The sequence below is a fragment of the Streptomyces sp. NRRL F-5727 genome, assembly GCF_000719555.1.
Taxonomy (GTDB): domain Bacteria; phylum Actinomycetota; class Actinomycetes; order Streptomycetales; family Streptomycetaceae; genus Streptomyces.
Window position 1 is genome coordinate 91,593 of record NZ_JOGX01000007.1, and the last position, 18,463, is coordinate 110,055.

Annotated in this window: 15 protein-coding genes and 3 tRNA genes; 8 read left to right on the forward strand and 10 right to left on the reverse strand. The window is 73.5% G+C overall.

The window, feature by feature from the left end; translation table 11 throughout:
* Positions 1–48: 48 nt before the first annotated feature.
* Together IF73_RS0107830 and IF73_RS0107835 are read left to right on the forward strand one after the other, a co-directional pair.
* Positions 49–336 (forward strand): hypothetical protein, encoded by a 288-nt coding sequence (locus IF73_RS0107830; protein ID WP_158821954.1) that lies wholly within the window; start codon positions 49–51, stop codon positions 334–336.
* A 21-nt stretch (positions 337–357) separates the two neighbouring features.
* Positions 358–2,136: an HEXXH motif domain-containing protein gene (locus IF73_RS0107835; protein WP_051716614.1), complete on the forward strand. Its 1,779-nt coding sequence runs from the start codon at positions 358–360 to the stop codon at positions 2,134–2,136.
* Positions 2,137–2,143: 7 nt separating this feature from the next.
* Here the strand turns inward: IF73_RS0107835 and IF73_RS0107840 are convergent, their stop codons facing one another.
* Both IF73_RS0107840 and IF73_RS0107845 read right to left on the reverse strand, forming a co-directional pair.
* Positions 2,144–2,980, reverse strand: coding sequence for an alpha/beta fold hydrolase (locus IF73_RS0107840; protein ID WP_031004918.1), 837 nt, complete (start codon positions 2,978–2,980; stop codon positions 2,144–2,146).
* A complete protein-coding gene (locus IF73_RS0107845; RefSeq protein WP_031004919.1) occupies positions 2,977–3,570 on the reverse strand; it encodes a TetR/AcrR family transcriptional regulator in 594 nt (197 codons plus the stop codon). The genes IF73_RS0107840 and IF73_RS0107845 overlap by 4 nt, the downstream gene beginning before the upstream one ends.
* Before the next feature lie 191 nt (positions 3,571–3,761).
* Here IF73_RS0107845 and IF73_RS41400 point away from each other — a divergent pair, with 191 nt between their 5' ends.
* Positions 3,762–4,607, forward strand: a complete 846-nt coding sequence (locus tag IF73_RS41400) for a hypothetical protein (RefSeq protein WP_199806625.1) — start codon at positions 3,762–3,764, stop codon at positions 4,605–4,607.
* Positions 4,608–4,630: 23 nt separating this feature from the next.
* The gene (locus tag IF73_RS37550; protein ID WP_037878550.1) at positions 4,631–5,539 is read left to right on the forward strand and encodes a hypothetical protein; all 909 of its coding nucleotides are present in this window, start codon (positions 4,631–4,633) and stop codon (positions 5,537–5,539) included.
* 111 nt (positions 5,540–5,650) lie between these two features.
* Here the strand turns inward: IF73_RS37550 and IF73_RS0107860 are convergent.
* From IF73_RS0107860 to IF73_RS0107870, 3 genes are all read right to left on the reverse strand, one after another.
* A tRNA-Ile gene (locus IF73_RS0107860) sits at positions 5,651–5,727 on the reverse strand.
* 176 nt (positions 5,728–5,903) lie between these two features.
* Positions 5,904–5,976 (reverse strand) — tRNA-Asn (locus IF73_RS0107865).
* A gap of 5 nt (positions 5,977–5,981) precedes the next feature.
* Positions 5,982–6,054: transfer RNA gene (locus IF73_RS0107870), tRNA-Asn, on the reverse strand.
* Positions 6,055–6,200: 146 nt separating this feature from the next.
* Here IF73_RS0107870 and IF73_RS0107875 point away from each other — a divergent pair.
* The 4 genes from IF73_RS0107875 to IF73_RS0107890 are packed head-to-tail and all read left to right on the forward strand — an operon-like array spanning position 6,201 to position 11,710.
* On the forward strand, positions 6,201–6,515 hold the full coding sequence (locus IF73_RS0107875; RefSeq protein ID WP_031004922.1) for a hypothetical protein: 315 nt from the start codon (positions 6,201–6,203) through the stop codon (positions 6,513–6,515).
* A gap of 40 nt (positions 6,516–6,555) precedes the next feature.
* A complete protein-coding gene (locus IF73_RS0107880) occupies positions 6,556–7,995 on the forward strand; it encodes an FGGY family carbohydrate kinase (RefSeq protein WP_031004924.1) in 1,440 nt (479 codons plus the stop codon).
* A 53-nt stretch (positions 7,996–8,048) separates the two neighbouring features.
* On the forward strand, positions 8,049–9,782 hold the full coding sequence (locus tag IF73_RS0107885; RefSeq protein ID WP_031004926.1) for an ABC transporter ATP-binding protein: 1,734 nt from the start codon (positions 8,049–8,051) through the stop codon (positions 9,780–9,782).
* The gene (locus tag IF73_RS0107890) at positions 9,782–11,710 is read left to right on the forward strand and encodes an ABC transporter ATP-binding protein (RefSeq protein ID WP_031004928.1); all 1,929 of its coding nucleotides are present in this window, start codon (positions 9,782–9,784) and stop codon (positions 11,708–11,710) included. Before IF73_RS0107885 ends, IF73_RS0107890 begins: the two co-directional genes overlap by 1 nt.
* Positions 11,711–11,783: 73 nt before the next feature.
* Here IF73_RS0107890 and IF73_RS0107895 read toward each other — a convergent pair whose 3' ends face one another.
* The 5 genes from IF73_RS0107895 to IF73_RS0107915 all read right to left on the reverse strand — a co-directional run bounded on the left by IF73_RS0107895 (position 11,784) and on the right by IF73_RS0107915 (position 18,377).
* Positions 11,784–12,809 (reverse strand): RNA polymerase sigma factor, encoded by a 1,026-nt coding sequence (locus IF73_RS0107895; RefSeq protein WP_031004930.1) that lies wholly within the window; start codon positions 12,807–12,809, stop codon positions 11,784–11,786.
* Between the two features lie 118 nt (positions 12,810–12,927).
* A complete protein-coding gene (gene dnaG, locus IF73_RS0107900) occupies positions 12,928–14,829 on the reverse strand; it encodes a DNA primase (RefSeq protein ID WP_031004932.1) in 1,902 nt (633 codons plus the stop codon).
* 29 nt (positions 14,830–14,858) lie between these two features.
* Complete coding sequence (locus IF73_RS0107905) at positions 14,859–16,118, reverse strand: NAD(P)/FAD-dependent oxidoreductase (RefSeq protein WP_031004934.1); 1,260 nt, start codon at positions 16,116–16,118, stop codon at positions 14,859–14,861.
* A gap of 139 nt (positions 16,119–16,257) precedes the next feature.
* A complete protein-coding gene (locus IF73_RS0107910; RefSeq protein WP_031004936.1) occupies positions 16,258–17,559 on the reverse strand; it encodes a deoxyguanosinetriphosphate triphosphohydrolase in 1,302 nt (433 codons plus the stop codon).
* 35 nt (positions 17,560–17,594) lie between these two features.
* Positions 17,595–18,377, reverse strand: coding sequence for a sirohydrochlorin chelatase (locus IF73_RS0107915; RefSeq protein ID WP_031004938.1), 783 nt, complete (start codon positions 18,375–18,377; stop codon positions 17,595–17,597).
* Positions 18,378–18,463: the final 86 nt, after the last annotated feature.

The window sequence follows — 18,463 nt, forward strand, 5'->3', positions numbered from 1 at the left end:
CCATCATGAAAGGCCAACGGGGTTCAGGGCAGGGCAAGGGGGATGTCGATGCACACGTCCGACGCCTACACGGGGCCGGAGCGCACGGCACACGAGCAGACGGGCCACGACGGCCCGACGTACCACCACACGGCACACGAACGCCCGGAAGCGGAGCCTGCGGCACCGGCGTACCTGGGATCGGAGCTGGTCGATCTCAGCGACGTCCCGCTGTCCGCCCTCCAGTCGCAGCATCCGCGGCTGCACGCGGGTTCGCTGGAGCGGCTGCTCCGTCAGGTCGAGCGGCCGCGGGTGAACTTCGCCGGCGGGTCCGAGCCGCCCAAGCGGTTCGACTGACGGTCCGCCGGGAGGAGATCCGTGCAGACCGACGCAGGTCACCAGCCCGCCCGTGCCGCGCACCATCTCATCCCCTCGGCGGACTTCGACGCCCTGGCCGCCGGCCGGGGCGACCCGGACACCGTCCGCTTCCTGCGGACGACCGAGTACAGCAGGCGGCTCCTGCTGCTCCGGGCGCTGCTCGACACGGCGGCGCGGACGCCCGGCGCGCTGGGGCCGCTGCCGTCCGTGGACAGCGCGTGGGCGGCGCTGACGGCGGCCCAGGAGCGGGCCCCGGAGGAGTTCCGGGAGCTGCTGCTCCATCCGCAGGTGGGCAGCTGGCTCGGCCACGGGCTGCGCCGGCTGCGGCACACCGCCTGGGGCGACGGGCCGCTCTGGACCGATCTCGGGCAGGTGTACGCGCTCTGCGCCGTCGCCGCGCTGCGCGCCGGGCTGCCGCTGTCCACCACCGTGCCGCTGCGGGACGGCGCCGTGATGTTCCCGGGTCTCGGGCTCGCGGTGCTGCCGGGGCGCCCGGCCCTGGGGACGGCGGAGGTGGCGGTGGCGGCGGGCCGGCTGACGGTCGAGCCGCACCGGGAGGCCGTGGGCCCGCCCGCCGCGCCGGAGGGCGACGCCCCGGGCTGGCTGACGCTGCGCGGGCTGCACGCCCGCGCGGCGGGGCGGCCGGTGGACTGCCGCCTGGACGACGTCGATCCGTACCGCGACCTGGGGGACCCGCTGCCGCCGGCCCGGCTCGCCCCGGAGGAGGTGGCCGGCTGGCAGGACGGGTTCGAGGGGGCCTTCGAGGTCCTGGAGGCGTGCGACCCGGAGGCGGCGGAGGCGCTCGCGGTGGGGTTACGGAGCCTGACGCCGGTGGACCCGTCGCCGACCGGGGTGGTGCTCAGCGCCTCGTCCGGCGACGCCTTCGGCGGGCTGCTGATGTCGCTGCCGCCGGACCCGGTGACCTTCGCGGTCACCCTGGTCCACGAGTTCCAGCACACCAAACTGGGCGCGCTGCTGCACCTGCTGACACTGGAGCGGGACGGCGGCGAGGAGCGGCACCACGCCCCCTGGCGGGACGACCCGCGTCCGCTGGGCGGTCTGCTCCAGGGGGCGTACGCCTTCCTCGGTATCACCGACTTCTGGTCCCGGCACCTGCACCGTGCGCCCGCGGCCGAACGGGCCCCGGCCGAGTTCGAGTTCGCGCTCGCCCGCCGGCAGACCCGGGAGGCCGTCGGAACGCTCGCCGCCGACCCCGCGCTCACCGCGCACGGGCGACGCTTCGTGGCCGGCATGCGCGCCCGGCTCGACGCCTGGGAGACGGACGGACGGGTCCGGCCGAAGGTCGACGCGTGGGCGGCGCTCGCCGCCGCCGACCACCGCACCGAGTGGCGGATCCGCCATCTGGCCCCGGCGCCCGCCGACGTCCGCGCCCTGGCCGAGTCCTTCCTCGCCGCCGCCCCGCCCCCCGAACTCCCGCCGCCCGCGCTCGCCCCGGACCTGACCACGCGCTGGTCCCACACGCGTGTCCGGCTGATCCGCCACCTCCTGGCGGCGTCCCCGGCGGCCGGGCCGCCCGCCCCGGCCGCGGACCACGCCCTGCTGGCCGGCGACCCCGAGGCCGCCGCGGCCCACGCCCGGCTGCTGGCCGAGGACCCCGAGTCCCCGGAGGCGTGGACGGGCCTGGTCCTCGCCGTCGCCACGGCCAGCCCGTCGGCCCGCGGCCTCCTCGACCGCCCGGAGCTCCTCCGACCGCTCCACCGCGAACTCCGCGCGACCTCACCCCACACCCTCGCCCGCTGGCTGGCCACGGCCCTGTGAGGACCGGTCAGGCGCCGAGGGCCTCGCGCAGGTGCGCGCCGAACTCGGCGGGGTGGGTGGTCAGGCCGGTGTGTCCGCCGGGGAAGTGCCGGAGCCCGGTGCCGAGGCGGTCGGCCAGGAAGGCGGCGGTGCGGTAGGGCAGTTCGCCCCGCGACTCCTCGCCGCCGGCGAGGACGAGCCGGCCGGCGAGTCCTTCCAGGCGGTCGGTGTCCGGGGTGTACGCCATGAAGCTCGGGACGATGCGCCCGACGAAGTACGGCAGGTCGGCCAGGGTCCGCTCCAGCCGCGCGGCCGCGTGCGGCGGCAGTTCGGTCACGTTCTCCGGCCCGGCGGTGTCCCCCTCCTTGCGCAGCCCCTCGGCGAACACGCCCATCGCGGGCATGAGCCCCCGGGTCCTCAGCGTCTCCCGCACCCTGGCGACGAGCGCGCGGTGGACGGCGGCGTCCGGCAGGACCTCCGCCACCGGCGGCTCGTGCGCGACGACGCGCTCGACGCGGTCGGGGCGGGTGGCGAGCAGGTGCAGCGCGGTGATCGCCCCCGAGCTGGCGCCGAACACCCGGGCGGGCGCGCCCGGCGACAGCTCGTCCAGCAGGCGCAGGGCGTCGTCGGCGTGTTCGGACACCCGCTGCTCGGCGCCGGGGTCGTCCAGGGGGCTGCCGGCCATGCCGCGCGGGTCGTAGGACGCGACCGTGTACGCGTCGGCGAGCGCGTCGGCGACGTCCTCGACCGCGGCCGCGCCGCCCGCGCCACCGGGGATCAGCAGCAGGAGCGGGCCCCGGCCGCGCACCTCGTAGCGCACGGTCGCGCCGGGCACGCGCAGGCTTCCGACGGTGGGCTCGGTCATCGGGGGTCTCCTTCTCGGGCGGCCGGCCAGTGCTCCAGGAGGGCGTGCAGGGCGTCGAGGGCGCGGCCCCAGGACTGCTGCGGGGTGCGGGCGTGGGCGAAACCGCCCGCCGCCTCCAGGGTGACGAAGCCGTGGAAGGTGCTGCGCAGCAGCCGGACCGCGTCGGTCAGATCGGGCTCGGCCAGCCGGTAGCCGCGCAGCATCCCGTACGTCAGCTCCACCGCGCGGCGCGGTCCGGGCGCGTCCGCCGCCAGCCGCGGGTCGATCTCGATCGCGGCCTGCGTCGCCGCGTAACGGCCCGGGTGCTCATGGGCGTACGCCCGCCAGGCGTCGGCGAACGCCACCAGCGCGTCCCTGCCCGACCGCCCCGCCACGGCCTCCGCGATGCGGATGGTCTTCTCGTCCGCCGCCAGGAGCGCGATCCGGCCGCGCAGGTCCTCCAGGTTCCGCACGTGCGCGTAGAGGCTCGCGTCCTTCACCCCCAGCCGCCGCGCCACCTGCGACATGGACACCCGGTCGAACCCGGCCTCGTCCGCCACCTCGGCCCCCGCGACCGTCACCCGCTCCGCCGTCAGCCCGGCCCGCACCATCGCCCCACTCCCTTCCTAGGAGCCCTAGGTTAAAACTAGGATCCCTAGTTTCGTCAACATCCACTCCTTGGCACGGGCCACCCGGGACAGCTACCCGAACGGCGGTTTCACCCGATATGACGCCGTTTTAGGCTGCCGAGGGAAACGGGCCGGATGCAGTCCGCACCGACAGCCCCGGATAGGGAGGCTCCATGCGCGTCCGGACGACTCGTCGTCGGAGCAGGACCAGGGGCGCGCTCCTCGCGCTCGTTCTCCTCTGCACGGGGGCCGCCCCGCTGACCGGCTGCTCCTCCGGGTCGGAGGACGAGGACCGGACCGCCGAGAGCGGCGTCACCTCGGATCCCACCGGCGGCACGGAGTCCGCCGGGACGACGGGGGGAGGCGACACGGAGGAGGACGCGCAGGAGCGGCGGAGGCAGGAGAAGGACAGCGGAAACTTCAGCCGCGCGGGCCGGCTCTCCGACGCCTTCGGCGGCTTCTTTCCGGAGGTCTACGAGAAGTTCGTGGAGAACCCCTCGTCCGAACCGTACGTGGGCACGGTCGCGGCCGTGGACTGCTCGCCGGACGGGAACCCCCAGCCCATGAGCCCGTCGAGCCAGACCGTCACCGTCCCGCCGCATACGCTGGGGAAAGCCTTCAGCGTGCCCTTCGATTTCCCCGAGGGACAGGGAGACGTGACCTCCAACGAGCCGCGCATCATCTGCGTGACCCTTCGGGACGAGGGCGGGTTCAGGGGTGAGGACAAGGACTCGCTCACCGCGCAAGTGACCCCCACCGGCGAGACCACCGACGAAACAACCGGGGAGACGACGACGGGCGAGACCACCACGGGCGAAACGACCACCGGGGAGACGACCACCGGCGAAACGACCACCGGGGAAATGACCACGGGCGAGACCACCACCGGGGAAACGACCACGGGCGAGACCACCACCGGGGAGACGACCACCGGCGAAACGACCACCGGGGAAACCACCGGCGAGACCACCGGGGAGACCGCCGACGGGGGCACCGGCGAGTCCGGCGGGTTCGACTGAGCCGCCCGAGCGAAGGGGGTCGTATGACCGAAGGGAACCGGGGGGACGACGAAGGCCCCGCGAGCGAGGGGGATTCCGGCGGCGACGGGCGCCCCTGGAGCAACTGGGCCGTCACGCTCGCCACGCTGCTCGGCCCGACCACCTTCATCGGCGCCCTGCTGCTGTACTTCGGCTTCGCCTTCACCGACGCCCAATACGCGCACTTCGGCGTCGACGCGGCGACCCTCGGCTTCTCCACCCAGGACTACGCGCTGCGCAGCGCGAGCGCCCTCTACGTGCCCGCAGGCGTCGCGCTCACCGTCGCGCTGGCCGCCGTCCTGGTCTACTACGCGGCACGCGCGCTGGGAGCCAGGGGCGGCCGCCTGCCGGCCGGCGGCCGGTTCGCGCCGTATCTGCTCTCGGCCTGCGGCGTGGTCCTCTTCGTTCTCGGCATGCTCGGCGGGCTCGGCGCGTGGGACGCCGGGGCGATGGACACCCCGCTGCTGCTCGGCGGCGGACTGGTGCTGGTCGTGTACGGCAGGGCCCTGTTCTTCAAGCTGAACGGCGCCGACTACCCGGTGGCGCGCGAGCGGCTGGCGCTGACGCTCGTCGCCGCGCTGGTCGGCCTGTCGTCCTTCTGGGCGGTCCACGCGTACGCGAAGCAGCACGGCGACGACGAGGCCCGTTATCTGGCGCGCCGTCTGTGGCTGCGCCCGGCGGTGACCGTCGACACGGCGGAGCGGCTCCACTTCCCGCCCCGGCAGGCTCGCGAGACCGTCCTGCCCGTCGCCGACCACCCGCAGCGGTTCCGCTACCGGTACGAGGGCCTGCGCCTCCTCGCGGAGGTGAACGGCCGGATGTTCCTCATCCCCGAGAACTGGTCCGAGCAGGGCGGCAGCGTGCTCGTGATCCCGGCGGACGACAGGGTCCGCGTCGCCTTCCGCGTGGACTGAGGCGTCCGGGTGGCTCCGGGCGTGTCGCTGCCGTGATGCGCGTCACGACCGGTGCACCGTGGAAGCGAGAAGCCCGTGGTCACGGAGAAACCTTCCTGCGTCCACGGGCTGTGGTGGGGCGGGTGGGACTCGAACCCACGGCCGACGGATTATGAGTCCGCTGCTCTAACCGGCTGAGCTACCGCCCCTCGCGGCGACGCGCGTACAAGTGTGCGCGCCGTCCTGCCGCAGCATAGCCGCTCATACGATCTCCTGCTCCGGGTGATCGGTACGACCGGGTCCGCTCGACCATGAAGACCACGGTGGGGAACGGATGGTTCCCGGGAACGCGAAAAAGGACCCCTGAGGGTCCTTTTCCGATCTGCTCCCCCGACTGGACTCGAACCAGTAACCCTCCGGTTAACAGCCGAATGCTCTGCCAATTGAGCTACAGGGGATCGCGCTCCCCCGACTGGACTCGAACCAGTAACCTGCCGGTTAACAGCCGGCTGCTCTGCCAATTGAGCTACAGGGGATTGCTGCGGTGCACCGAACGGTCGTGCCCCGGTCGTCCCGGGCGGCGGTCGCTCGCTGCGAGACATACATTAGCGCAAGCAGGGGGGTGCTCCGCCAATCGGTATCCCCAGGACATCCCCAGGGCCCACCAGGGAAGGATCGCAGCGTGCGGTACAAGCTGACGTTCGCCGCGGGTCTCGCGCTCGGTTACGTGATCGGAACGCGCGCCGGGCGCGAGCGGTACGAGCGGATGAAGAAGGCCACCAAGGACTTCGCGCAGAACCCGGCCGTGCGGAACGCCGCCGAGTCCGCCGCGCAGACCGGCCGGCAGTACGCCGGGAAGGCCGCGCACGTGGTCGGCGACAAGGTGGGCGACCACCTGCCGGCCTCCGTCACCGACCGGGTGCCCGCCCTCCGCGGACGCGCCCACGCCAACGGGCAGGTCGCCGAGGACGACGACTGGGGGACCAGCAACACGTGACCGCCCCGCACCGGCCCCGCGTGCGGCAGAATCGGGTGTCATGGGGATAGTCGCCGGACTCGACAGCTCTTCGGACGCCACGCGCATCGTCGTCTGTGACACGGACACGGGCGCCGTACTGAGGCACGGGCATGCCCCGCACCCGGTCGACGCCAAGGCCACCGACGTCGACCCGCAGGCATGGCTGCTCTCGCTCGGGGAGGCCGCGACCGGCGGTCTCCTCGAAGGCGTGGAGGCCATCGGCGTCTGCGCGCAGGCGCACGGCGTCGTGCCGCTCGACGACCGGGGCGGCCTGGTGCGGCCCGCGCTGGTCGGCAACGACAAGCGGGCCCAGGTCGCCGCCGCCGACCTCGTCGACGCGCTCGGCGGGCGCGACGCCTGGGCCGAGGCCGTCGGCACCGTCCCCCAGTCCGGGCTGCCGGTCGCGAAGCTGCGCTGGCTGGCCCGTACCGAACCCGAGCACGCGGCGCGGACCGCCGCCGTCCTCCAGCCGCACGACTGGCTGGTCTGGCAGCTCCTCGGCCGCCCCGCCCGCCGCACCACCGACCGCGGCGCCGCCTCCGGCACCGGCTACTGGTCCGCCCGCACCGGCGCCTACCGCCCCGACCTCGTCGAGCTGGCGCTCGGGCAGGCCGCCGCGCTGCCCGAGGTGCTCGGCCCCGCCGAGCCCGCCGGCACCACCCCCGAGGGGCTGCTGATCTCCGCCGGCACCGGCGAGACCATGGCCGCCGCCTTCGGGCTCGGGCTCGGCGCCGGCGACGCCGTCGTCTCGCTCGGCGCCTCCGGCTCCGTCATGGCCGTCCACCACCAGGCCGTGGACCGGCCCGGCGCCGCCGTCACCTCGTACGCCGACGCCACCGGCATGCACCTGCCGGTCGTCTCCGTCACCAACGCGGTCCGGACCCTGCGCGGCACCGCCGAGATGCTGGGCGCGGAGTCGCTGGACGAACTCTCCGCGCTGGCCCTGAAGTCCACCCCGGGCTCCTCCGGGCTGGTGCTCCTCCCCTACCTGGAGGGCGAGCGGACCCCCCACCTGCCGCACACCGCCGGCACCCTCACCGGACTGCGCCGCGAGGCGATGAAGCCCGAGCACCTGGCGCGGGCCGCCTTCGAGGGCATGCTGTGCGGGCTCGGCGACGCCCTGGACGTGGTGCGCGGCCGGGGCGTCGAGGTCCGGCGGATCTTCCTGCTCGGCGCGGCGGCGGCGCTGCCCGCCGTCCAGGCCCTGGCGCCCGCGCTGTTCGGCGCGCAGGTCGTCGTCCCCCAGCCGGCCGACTACGCGGCGCTGGGCGCCGCCCGGCAGGCCGCCTGGGCGCTGGGCGTGGCCCGCGGGACGCTCGCCCCGTCCGCTCCCCCGGCCTGGCAGGGCGCCGCCGCGCAGATCCTGGAGCCGGGCGACGAGCTGGCGGTGGGCCAGGCGGTGCGCCAGCAGTACGTGGCGGCGCGGGAGCAGATCCACCCGGGGGCGTTCGACGCCTGACACGCGCAAAACGCGGTCGTAACGGTCCGGGCCCGAGGGCGATAGTGGGAACCGTGCTCATAAGACTTCTCCGAACCCACCTGCGGCCCTATCGAAAACCCATCGCCCTGCTCGTCCTGCTCCAGTTCCTGGCGACCTGCGCGAGCCTCTACCTGCCCACCCTGAACGCCGACATCATCGACGAGGGCGTCGTCAACGGCGACACCGGCTACATCCTGCGGTTCGGCGCGCTGATGATCGGCGTGTCCGTGGTCCAGGTGCTGTGCAACATCGGAGCCGTGTACTACGGCGCCCGGACCGCCTCCGCGGTCGGCCGGGACGTGCGCGGCGCCGTCTACGACCGGGTCCAGTCCTTCTCGGCGCGCGAGCTCGGCCAGTTCGGCGCGCCGTCGCTGATCACCCGGACGACCAACGACGTCCAGCAGGTCCAGATGCTGGTCCTGATGGCGTTCACCCTGATGGTCTCCGCACCCATCATGTGCGTCGGCGGCATCGTGATGGCCCTCGGCCAGGACGTGCCGCTCTCCGGTGTGCTGCTCGCCGTGGTGCCGGTGCTCGGCGTCTCGGTGTCGCTGATCGTGAAGCGGATGCGGCCGCTCTTCCGGACCATGCAGGAGCGCCTCGACACGGTGAACCGGGTGCTGCGCGAGCAGATCACCGGCAACCGGGTGATCCGCGCCTTCGTGAAGGACGGGTACGAGGAGGAGCGCTTCCGGGGCTCCAACGGCGAGCTGACCGACGTGTCGATGGCGACGGGCCGGCTGATGGCGCTGATGTTCCCGACCGTGATGACGGTGGTGAACGTGTCCAGCGTGGCCGTGGTCTGGTTCGGCGCGCACCGCATCGACAGCGGCGGGATGGAGATCGGCGCGCTGACCGCCTTCCTCGCCTATCTGATGCAGATCGTGATGGCGGTCATGATGGCCACCTTCATGTTCATGATGGTGCCGCGCGCCGAGGTCTGCGCCGAGCGGATCGAGGAGGTCCTCGCGACCTCGACGAGCGTGGTGCCGCCGGCCGAGCCGGTGACGACGCTCGACCGGCGCGGGCACCTGGAGGTCAGGGCGGCGGACTTCCGCTACCCGGGCGCCGAGGAGTCCGTGCTCCGGGACGTGGAGCTGGTGGCCCGCCCCGGCGAGACCACCGCGATCATCGGCTCGACCGGCTCCGGCAAGTCGACCCTGCTGGGCCTGGTGCCGCGGCTGTTCGACGTGACCGGCGGCGAGGTCCTGGTCGACGGGGTGGACGTGCGGAAGCTGGACCCGTCGCTGATGGCGCGGACCGTCGGGCTCGTCCCGCAGAAGCCGTACCTGTTCTCGGGGACGGTGGCGTCCAACCTGCGGTACGGCAACCCGGACGCGACCGACGAGGAGCTGTGGCACGCCCTGGAGGTGGCGCAGGCGGCCGACTTCGTACGGAGGCTGGAGCGCGGCCTGGAGGCCCCGGTGGCGCAGGGCGGCACCAATGTCTCCGGCGGCCAGCGGCAGCGGCTCGCGATCGCGCGGACCCTGGTGCAGCGGCCGGAGATCTACCTCTTCGACGACTCGTTCTCCGCGCTCGACTACGAGACGGACGCCCGGCTCCGGGCGGCGCTCGCGGAGGAGACCTCGGACGCGACCGTGGTGATCGTCGCCCAGCGGGTGTCGACCATCCGGGACGCCGACCGGATCGTGGTCCTCGACGAGGGCCGGGTCGTGGGCACCGGGCGGCACCACGAGCTGATGGCGGGGAACGAGACGTACCGGGAGATCGTGCTCTCCCAGCTGACCGAGGCGGAGGCAGCCTGATGGCCGGTCCTGGCGGACGCATGATGGCCGGGGGCGCCCCGGGTGAGCGGTCGATGGACTTCAGGGGGTCGTCGAAGCGGCTGCTGAGGCAGCTGGCGCCGGAGCGGACCGCACTGTGGGTGATGCTGCTCGCCGGCGTGCTGTCGGTGGCGGGTGCGGTGGTCGGCCCCAAGATCCTCGGCCGGGCGACGGACCTGGTCTTCGCCGGCGTCGTCGGGCGGGAGCTGCCCGAGGGCGTGACGAAGGCGCAGGCCCTGGAGAGGCTGCGGGCGGACGGCGACGGCGGGATGGCCGACATGCTGTCCGGGGTCGACTTCACGCCCGGGCAGGGCATCGACTTCGGCGCGGTCGGCGAGGTGCTGCTGCTCGCGCTGGCGGTGTACGTGGTGGCGGGGCTGCTGATGCTGGTCTCCACCCGGATGTCGATCAAGGTGATCAACCGGACCGTGTACCGGATGCGCGAGGACGTGCAGACGAAGCTGGCGCGGCTGCCGCTGTCCTACTTCGACCGGGCGAAGCGCGGCGAGGTGCTGTCCCGGGCGACCAACGACATCGACAACATCTCGCAGACGCTCCAGCAGTCGATGGGCCAGCTCATCAACTCCCTGCTGACGATCGTCGGCGTGCTGGCGATGATGTTCTGGATCTCGCCGCTGCTCGCGCTCGTCGCCCTGGTGACGGTGCCGGTGTCGGTGGTGGTCGCGGCGCGGATCGGCAAGCGGTCGCAGCCGCACTTCGTCCAGCAGTGGAAGTCCACGGGCGCGCTCAACGCGCACGTGGAGGAGATGTACACCGGGCACACGCTGGTGAAGGTCTTCGGCCGGCAGGAGGAGGCGGCGAAGGGCTTCCGGGAGCAGAACGAGGCGCTGTACGAGGCCGGTTTCCGGGCGCAGTTCAACAGCGGCATGATGCAGCCGGTGATGTTCTTCGTCTCGAACATCAACTACGTGCTCGTGGCGGTGGTCGGCGGTCTGCGGGTGGCGAGCGGCACGCTCTCCATCGGTGACGTGCAGGCGTTCATCCAGTACTCGCGCCAGTTCTCGATGCCGCTGACGCAGGTGGCGTCGATGGCGAACCTGGTGCAGTCGGGCGTCGCCTCGGCGGAGCGGATCTTCGAGCTGCTCGACGCGGAGGAGCAGGAGCCGGACGCGCCGGTCTCCGAGAAGCCGCGCGACTTCAAGGGCAAGGTGGCCCTGGAGCACGTGTCCTTCCGCTACGAGGCCGACAAGCCGCTCATCGAGGACCTGTCGCTCACCGTGGAGCCGGGCCAGACGGTCGCGATCGTCGGCCCGACGGGCGCGGGCAAGACGACGCTGGTCAACCTCCTCATGCGGTTCTACGAGGTGACCGGCGGGCGGATCACGCTGGACGGCACGGACATCGCGTCGATGTCCCGGGAGGAGCTGCGGGCCGGGATCGGCATGGTCCTCCAGGACACCTGGCTCTTCGGCGGGACGATCGCCGACAACATCGCGTACGGCGCCACCCGCGAGGTGACCCGGGCGGAGGTCGAGGCGGCCGCGCGGGCGGCCCACGCCGACCGGTTCGTCCGCACCCTGCCGGAGGGGTACGACACGGTGGTGGACGACGACGGGGCGGCGGTCAGCGCGGGCGAGAAGCAGCTGATCACCATCGCCCGGGCGTTCCTGTCGGACCCGGTGATCCTGGTCCTCGACGAGGCGACGAGTTCGGTGGACACCCGGACCGAGGTGCTGATCCAGAAGGCGATGGCCCGGCTGGCCCAGGGCCGTACCTCCTTCGTGATCGCGCACCGGCTCTCCACCATCCGGGACGCGGACGTGATCCTGGTGATGGAGAACGGCTCGATCGTGGAGCAGGGCACGCACGAGGAGCTGCTCGTCGCGGGCGGTGCCTACGCCCGGCTGTACGCGGCGCAGTTCGCGGAGGCGGTCGCGGAGGTCGACTGACCGGGACACCGGTTCCGCCGGGAGGGGTCCGTGCCGGGGAGCGGCGCGGGCCCCTTCCGCGTGCCGGCCGGCGTCAGTCCAGGTAGCCGCGCAGCTGGTCCGCGTAGGCGTGGTCGCGCAGTTTGGAGAGGGTCTTGGACTCGATCTGGCGGATGCGTTCGCGCGTCACGCCGAAGATGCGGCCTATCTCCTCCAGGGTGCGGGGCCGGCCGTCGTCGAGGCCGTAGCGGAGCTGGACGACCTTGCGCTCGCGCTCGCCGAGGGTGGAGAGGACGTCCTCCAGGTGGCGGCGGAGCAGCAGGAAGGCGGCGGACTCGACGGGCGAGGCGGCGTCGCCGTCCTCGATGAGGTCGCCGAGGTCGACGTCCTCCTCCTCGCCGACGGGGGTGTGCAGGGAGACCGGCTCCTGGGCGAGCCGGAGGACGTCGAGGACCCGTTCGGGGGTGAGGTCGAGGTGGGCGGCGACCTCCTCGGCGGTGGGCTCGGAGCCGCGCTCCTGGAGCAGGTGGCGCTGGACGCGGATGACCCGGTTGATGAGTTCGACGACGTGGACGGGGACGCGGATGGTCCGGGCCTGGTCGGCGAGGGCCCGGGACATCGCCTGGCGGATCCACCAGGTGGCGTAGGTGGAGAACTTGTAGCCGCGGGCGTAGTCGAACTTCTCGACGGCCCGGATGAGGCCGAGGTTGCCCTCCTGGACGAGGTCGAGCATGGTCAGGCCGCGGCCGACGTACCGCTTGGCGACGGAGACGACGAGCCGGAGGTTGGCCTCGATCAGCCTCCGCTTGGCGATCCGGCCGAGGACGACGAGCCGGTCGAGGTCGTACGCGAGCTGCGAGTCGAGGTCGGGGGTGCGGGCGAGCTTCTCCTCGGCGAAGAGGCCGGCCTCGACCCGGCGGGCCAGGTCGACCTCCTCCTCGGCGGTGAGGAGGGGGATGCGGCCGATCTCGCGGAGGTACTGGCGGAAGAGGTCGGCGGAGGGGCCGTTGCCGCCGGTGTCGGCGGTGCGGCGGCGCTGGGCCGGGACTTCCGGGACCTCGGGGAGTTCGGGGAGCGGGGGGAGTTCGTCCGGGTCGGTGGTCTGGATCTCGGTCTGCACGGCGGGCGACCTCCAGGAAGGGCGGAACGGCTCCGTCACCCAGCCCAGTGTGGGGTACGACACATCGCCGCCACGAGGGGCGTGCGGTGACTTTTTGGGACCGGCGGGTCACCGAGGGTCAGAGGGCGGCGGCGCCGTGGTTGCGGAGGGACTGCCCGTACTGGGTGAGGATCCAGAGCTCGTTCTGGACGGCGGCCAGCCGCTCCTGGTCGCCGTGGGCGCCGAGCCGGGCGAGGCTGCCCTGGACGTCGCGGATGCGGCGGTCGACGGCGCGGAGGCGGACCTGGACCAGCTGGGCGCCGGCGTACACCTCGTCGATGGTCTTGGCGAAGATCGTCTCGACGGCGAGTTCGGTGACGAGGGCGCGGACGGTGTCGTCGGGCGCGGCCTCGCGGACGGCGTCGAGGTAGTCGGCGGGGGCCCCGTCGGCGCCGCCGGCGTCCTGGATGCACTGGCGGACGGCGGCGTAGGGCGGGGCGGTGAACTCGTCGATGCCGTAGGCGTCGAAGGCCGGGGAGACCAGCGCCGGGTACTGGAGGGCGAGCTTGAGGAGTTCGCGCTCGGTGCGGTGGGCGGGGCTGCGCAGGTTGAGCGCGGGTCCGGCGGGGCCGCGGGGGGCCTGGACCTCGCCGTACGAGCGCTGCTGCCGGCCGTCGCCGCGCTGGGGACCGCCCTGCTCCTTGCCGCCGCCGCGCTGCCAGCGGGCGATCTGGGCGACCCGGCGGACGACGAACTGGGTGTCGAGGATGCCGACGAGTCCGGCGAGCTGGACGGCGACCTCGTGCTGGGAGGCGACGTTCTTGATCTTGGCGACGACGGGGGCGGCCTCGTCGAGGGCGGCGGCCCGGCCGGCCGGGGTGTCCAGGTCGTAGCGGTTCACGATCTGGCGGAGGGCGAACTCGAAGAGCGGGGTGCGGGGCTCGACCAGGTCGGCGACGGCGTCGTCGCCCTTGGCGAGGCGCAGCTCGCAGGGGTCCATGCCGTCGGGGGCGATGGCGATGTACGTCTCGGCGGCGAACTTCTGGTCGTCCTCGAAGGCGCGCAGGGCGGCCTTCTGGCCGGCGGCGTCGCCGTCGAAGGTGAAGATGACGCGGGCCGAGCCGTTGTCCATGAGGAGCCGGCGGAGGATCTTGATGTGCTCGCCGCCGAAGGCGGTGCCGCAGGTGGCGATGGCGGTGGTGACGCCGGCCAGGTGGCAGGCCATGACGTCGGTGTAGCCCTCGACGACGACGGCCCGGCTGGTCTTGGCGATCTCCTTCTTGGCGAGGTCGATGCCGTAGAGGACCTGGGACTTCTTGTAGACGGGGGTCTCGGGGGTGTTGAGGTACTTGGGGCCGTTGTCGTCGTCGCGGAGGCGGCGGGCACCGAAGCCGACGATCTCGCCGCCGACGTCCCGGATCGGCCACATCAGGCGGCCGCGGAAGCGGTCGATGGGGCCGCGGCGGCCTTCCTGGGAGAGGCCGGAGACGATCAGCTCCCGGTCGGAGAAGCCCTTGCCGCGCAGGAAGCGGGTGAGGTGGTCCCAGCCGGCCGGGGAGTAGCCGACGCCGAAGTGCTCGGCGGCGGCCTGGTCGAAGCCGCGCTCGGCGAGGAACCGGCGGCCGATCTCGGCCTCGGGAGAGGCGAGTTGGCCGGCGTAGTACTCGGCGGCGATCTTGTGGGCCTCGATCAGGCGGATGCGCTCGCCGCGCTGGTGGCCGGGGTTGTAGCCGCCCTCCTCGTAGCGGAGGGTGATGCCGGCCTTGGCGGCGAGGCGCTCGACCGTCTCCGAGAAGGAGAGGTGGTCGATCTTCATCACGAAGGCGATGGTGTCGCCGCCCTCCTGGCAGCCGAAGCAGTGGAAGAGTCCCTTGCTGGGGCTGACCTGGAAGGAGGGCGACTTCTCGTCGTGGAAGGGGCAGAGTCCCTTGAGGTTCCCGCCGCCGGCGTTGCGGAGCTGGAGGTACTCGGACACCACGGAGTCGATCGGGACCGCGTCCCGGACCGCCTTCACGTCGTCATCGTTGATCCTGCCTGCCACGCGTAGAGTCTACGGCTCGTTCGAACGGTTCAGAGCAGGCTCTCCAGGGCCACGGAGGGGTCGCTGAGGGCCTCCGGATCCACGGTGGCGCGGGAGCGGATGAGCTTCTGGATCGGCTCTGTGACGTCCCACACGTTCACGTTCATCCCGGCGATCACCCTGCCCTCGTGCAGCCAGAAGGCGAGGAACTCGCGCTTGCCGGTGTCGCCGCGGACCACGACCTGGTCGTAGCTGCCGGGCGGGGCCCAGCCGGAGTACTCCATGCCGAGGTCGTACTGGTCGGTGAAGAAGTACGGGATGCGGTCGTAGGAGACGTCCTGGCCGAGCATGGCGCGGGCGGCGGCGGGGCCGCCGTTGAGGGCGTTGGCCCAGTGCTCGACGCGGATGCGGTGGTGGAGGAAGGGGTGGTCGAAGGCGGCGACGTCGCCGGCCGCGTAGATGTCGGGGTCGGAGGTGCGCAGGGAGGCGTCGACGGCGACGCCGCCGCCGTCGGCGCGGTCGACGAGGGCGAGGCCGGCGTTCTCGGCGAGGGCGGCGCGGGGGGCGGCGCCGATGGCGATGAGGACGGCGTGGGCGGGGTGCTCCTCACCGTCGTCGGTGCGGACGGCGAGGACCATGCCGTCCTGGCCGGTGATCTCGGTGATGCGGGCGCCGAAGTGGAAGCGGACGCCGTGCTCGGTGTGGAGGTCGGCGAAGAGCTGGCCGAGCTCGGGGCCGAGGACCCGGTGGAGCGGGGTGGGGTCGGCCTCGACGACGGTGACCTCGGCGCCGTAGGTGCGGGCGGCGGCGGCGACCTCCAGGCCGATCCAGCCGGCGCCGGCGATGACGAGGTGGCCGTTGTCCCGGCCGAGGGCCTTGAGCTCGTCGCGGAGCCGCTCGGAGTGGGAGAGGCGGCGCAGGTGGTGGACGCCGGCGAGGCCGGTGCCGGGGATGTCGAGGCGGCGCGGCTCGGAGCCGGTGGCGAGGAGCAGCTTGTCGTAGCGGATGACGGTGCCGTCGCCGAGGCGGACGGTGCGGGCGTCCCGGTCGACGGCGGTGACGGTCTGGCCGAGGCGGAGCTCGACGTCGTGGGCCGCGTACCAGGCGGGCTCGTGGACGAGGGCGGCGTCCCGGTCCTTCTTGCCGAGCAGGTAGTCCTTGGAGAGCGGGGGGCGTTCGTAGGGGTGGTCGCGTTCGTCGCCGATGAGGATCACCCGGCCGTTGAAGCCCTCCGCGCGGAGCGTCTCCGCCGCCTTGGCGCCGGCCAGGCCCCCGCCGACGATGACAAAGGTCTGATCTGCGTCGACCACGTTGATTCCTCCTCGTTGCGACCGGTTCCCTACGCTACGCCTCCGGGCCGGGGCCGGGCGGCAGCGTCCCTGGACGTGCATGCGAGGGTCCCGCACGGCGCGGGAAGGCGAAAGGGGGCGAACGGCCCGGGGCGGGCCCCTACGCGCGCGGGGTGCGGAGGCGGTCGTGGAGGGCGCGGGCGGAGGCGTCGGTGAGGTTGGCGATCTGGTCGACGATCACCCGCTTGCGGGAACGGTCGTCGGGCGCGGCGACGAAGAGGGCGCGGAACTGCGGTTCGAGGCCGTCGGGGGCGCGGGCGACGAGCGCCTCGGCGAGCTCGGCGACGACGATCCGCTGGTCGGCGCGGAGCGCCTCCTGTTCGGCGCGCTGCATCACGTACCGGTCGGCGACGGCCTTGAGGACGGCGCACTCGTTGCGGGTGGGGCGGGGGACGACGAGTTCGGCGCCGTAGCGGGTGAGGCGGCCGGTGCCGTACGCCTGCCGGGTGGCGCCCTCGGCGGCGAGGCAGAAGCGGCCGATGAGCTGGCTGGTGGCGTCCTTGAGGCGGGCCTGGGCGGCGGCGGAGCCGTCGTAGCCGTGCGGCCACCACGGCTGGTCGATGAGCCGGTCGAGGGCTTCGGCGAGTTCGGCGGGGTCGGTGTCGTCGGGGACGTAGCGGCCGATGGCGACGGCGAAGACGTCGGCGCGCTCGGGTTCGGCGTAGAGGAGGTTGGGGTCGATGTGGCCGGCGTGCAGGCCGTCCTCGAAGTCGTGGACGGAGTAGGCGACGTCGTCGGACCAGTCCATGACCTCGGCCTCGAAGCACTTGCGCTGCTCGGGGGCGCCGCGCCGGATCCACTCGAAGACGGGGAGGTCGTCGTCGTACACGCCGAACTTGGAGGAGCCGGGGTCGGTGGGGTGGCCGCCGCGCCGCCACGGGTACTTGGTGGCGGCGTCGAGCGCGGCGCGGGTGAGGTTGAGGCCGACGCTGGCCGGTTCGCCGTCGGGGCCGGTGACGAAGCGCTTGGGCTCGATGCGGGTGAGGAGGCGGAGCGACTGGGCGTTGCCCTCGAAGCCGCCGCAGTCCTTGGCGACGTCGTTGAGCGCCTGTTCGCCGTTGTGCCCGAAGGGCGGGTGGCCCATGTCGTGCGAGAGGCAGGCGGCTTCGACGAGGTCGGGGTCGCAGCCGAGGGCGGCGCCGAGCTCGCGGCCGACCTGGGCGCATTCGAGGGAGTGGGTGAGCCGGGTGCGGGGGCTGGCGTCCCAGGCGTAGCCCCGGGTGCCGGGGGTGACGACCTGGGTCTTCCCGGCGAGCCGGCGCAGGGCCGCGGAGTGCAGCACGCGGGCGCGGTCGCGCTGGAAGGCGGTGCGGCCGGGGCGCTTGTCGGGCTCGGCCGCCCAGCGCTCGGTGGCGGTCGGGTCGTACCCGGGGGTCTCGCTGGTGCCGTCGTAGCCTGCCATGTCTCGACGGTAACCGGAGGGACCGACAAAAGGGTTCAGATGGACGCGAGTTCCCGCGCGGGGGTGGCGGGGAGGGCGGTGCGGGCCCGGGCGGCACCGTCGTAGCGATGCAGGACGAGGCGGGCGAGGGCCGGGTGGGCGCCGAGCGGGTCGGCGGCGATCCAGGGGGCGTGGGCGGCGGAGCGGGTGGCGAAGAGGCCGGGGGCGGTGAAGCAGGAGGCGACGGCGACCCGGTGCCGGCCGCGGGCGGTGAGCGCCGCGACGGCGTCGGGGACGGTGGGGGCGGCGGCGGAGGCGTAGGCGGCGACGACGGGGGTGCCGCCGAGGCGCGCGCCGAGGGCGGCGGCGATCCGGCGGAGGGTGGCGGCGGAGCGGGGGTCGCGGGAGCCGGCGGAGGCGAGGACGACGCCGGTGGCGGCGGAGTCGGAGTCGGCGGCCGTCCAGCCGGCCTCGGCGAGCCGGTCGGCGAGGGCCTCGACGAGCAGCGGGTGCGGGCCGAGCGGGGCGGCGACGCGGGCCCGGAGCTCCGGGACGGCGGCGAGGGCGGCGGGCAGGTCGTGGGTGACGTGGTAGCCGGGGGCGAGGAGGAGGGGGACGAGCACGGCCTCGCGCCCTTCGGCGGCGAGTTCCGCGAGGGTGTCGTCGAGGAGCGGCGCGTTCAGCTCGATGTGGGCGAGCCGGACGTCGAGGCCGGGGCGCAGGGCGCGCACCCGGTCGAGGAGCCGGGCGAGGGTGGCACGCGCGCGGGGGTCGCGGCTGCCGTGCCCGACGGCCACGAGGGCGGGGCGGTGGCGGGGGAGCTGCGTGAACGGCTGCATGGGCGGCGTACCTCCTGCTCGGGCTTCCCCGCCGGGGCGTCGTACGGACGCACCTGGCGGAGCTGGAGTCCGAGCTGATCCACGAT

Coding starts and splice junctions, on each gene's coding strand:
- IF73_RS0107830 (WP_158821954.1), top strand. CDS start 49: ATGCACACGTCCGACGCCTACACGGGGCCGGAGCGCACGGCACACGAG.
- IF73_RS0107840 (WP_031004918.1), bottom strand. CDS start 2,980: ATGACCGAGCCCACCGTCGGAAGCCTGCGCGTGCCCGGCGCGACCGTG.
- IF73_RS0107845 (WP_031004919.1), bottom strand. CDS start 3,570: ATGGTGCGGGCCGGGCTGACGGCGGAGCGGGTGACGGTCGCGGGGGCC.
- IF73_RS41400 (WP_199806625.1), top strand. CDS start 3,762: ATGCGCGTCCGGACGACTCGTCGTCGGAGCAGGACCAGGGGCGCGCTC.
- IF73_RS37550 (WP_037878550.1), top strand. CDS start 4,631: ATGACCGAAGGGAACCGGGGGGACGACGAAGGCCCCGCGAGCGAGGGG.
- IF73_RS0107880 (WP_031004924.1), top strand. CDS start 6,556: ATGGGGATAGTCGCCGGACTCGACAGCTCTTCGGACGCCACGCGCATC.
- IF73_RS0107890 (WP_031004928.1), top strand. CDS start 9,782: ATGGCCGGTCCTGGCGGACGCATGATGGCCGGGGGCGCCCCGGGTGAG.
- IF73_RS0107910 (WP_031004936.1), bottom strand. CDS start 17,559: ATGGCAGGCTACGACGGCACCAGCGAGACCCCCGGGTACGACCCGACC.
- IF73_RS0107915 (WP_031004938.1), bottom strand. CDS start 18,377: ATGCAGCCGTTCACGCAGCTCCCCCGCCACCGCCCCGCCCTCGTGGCC.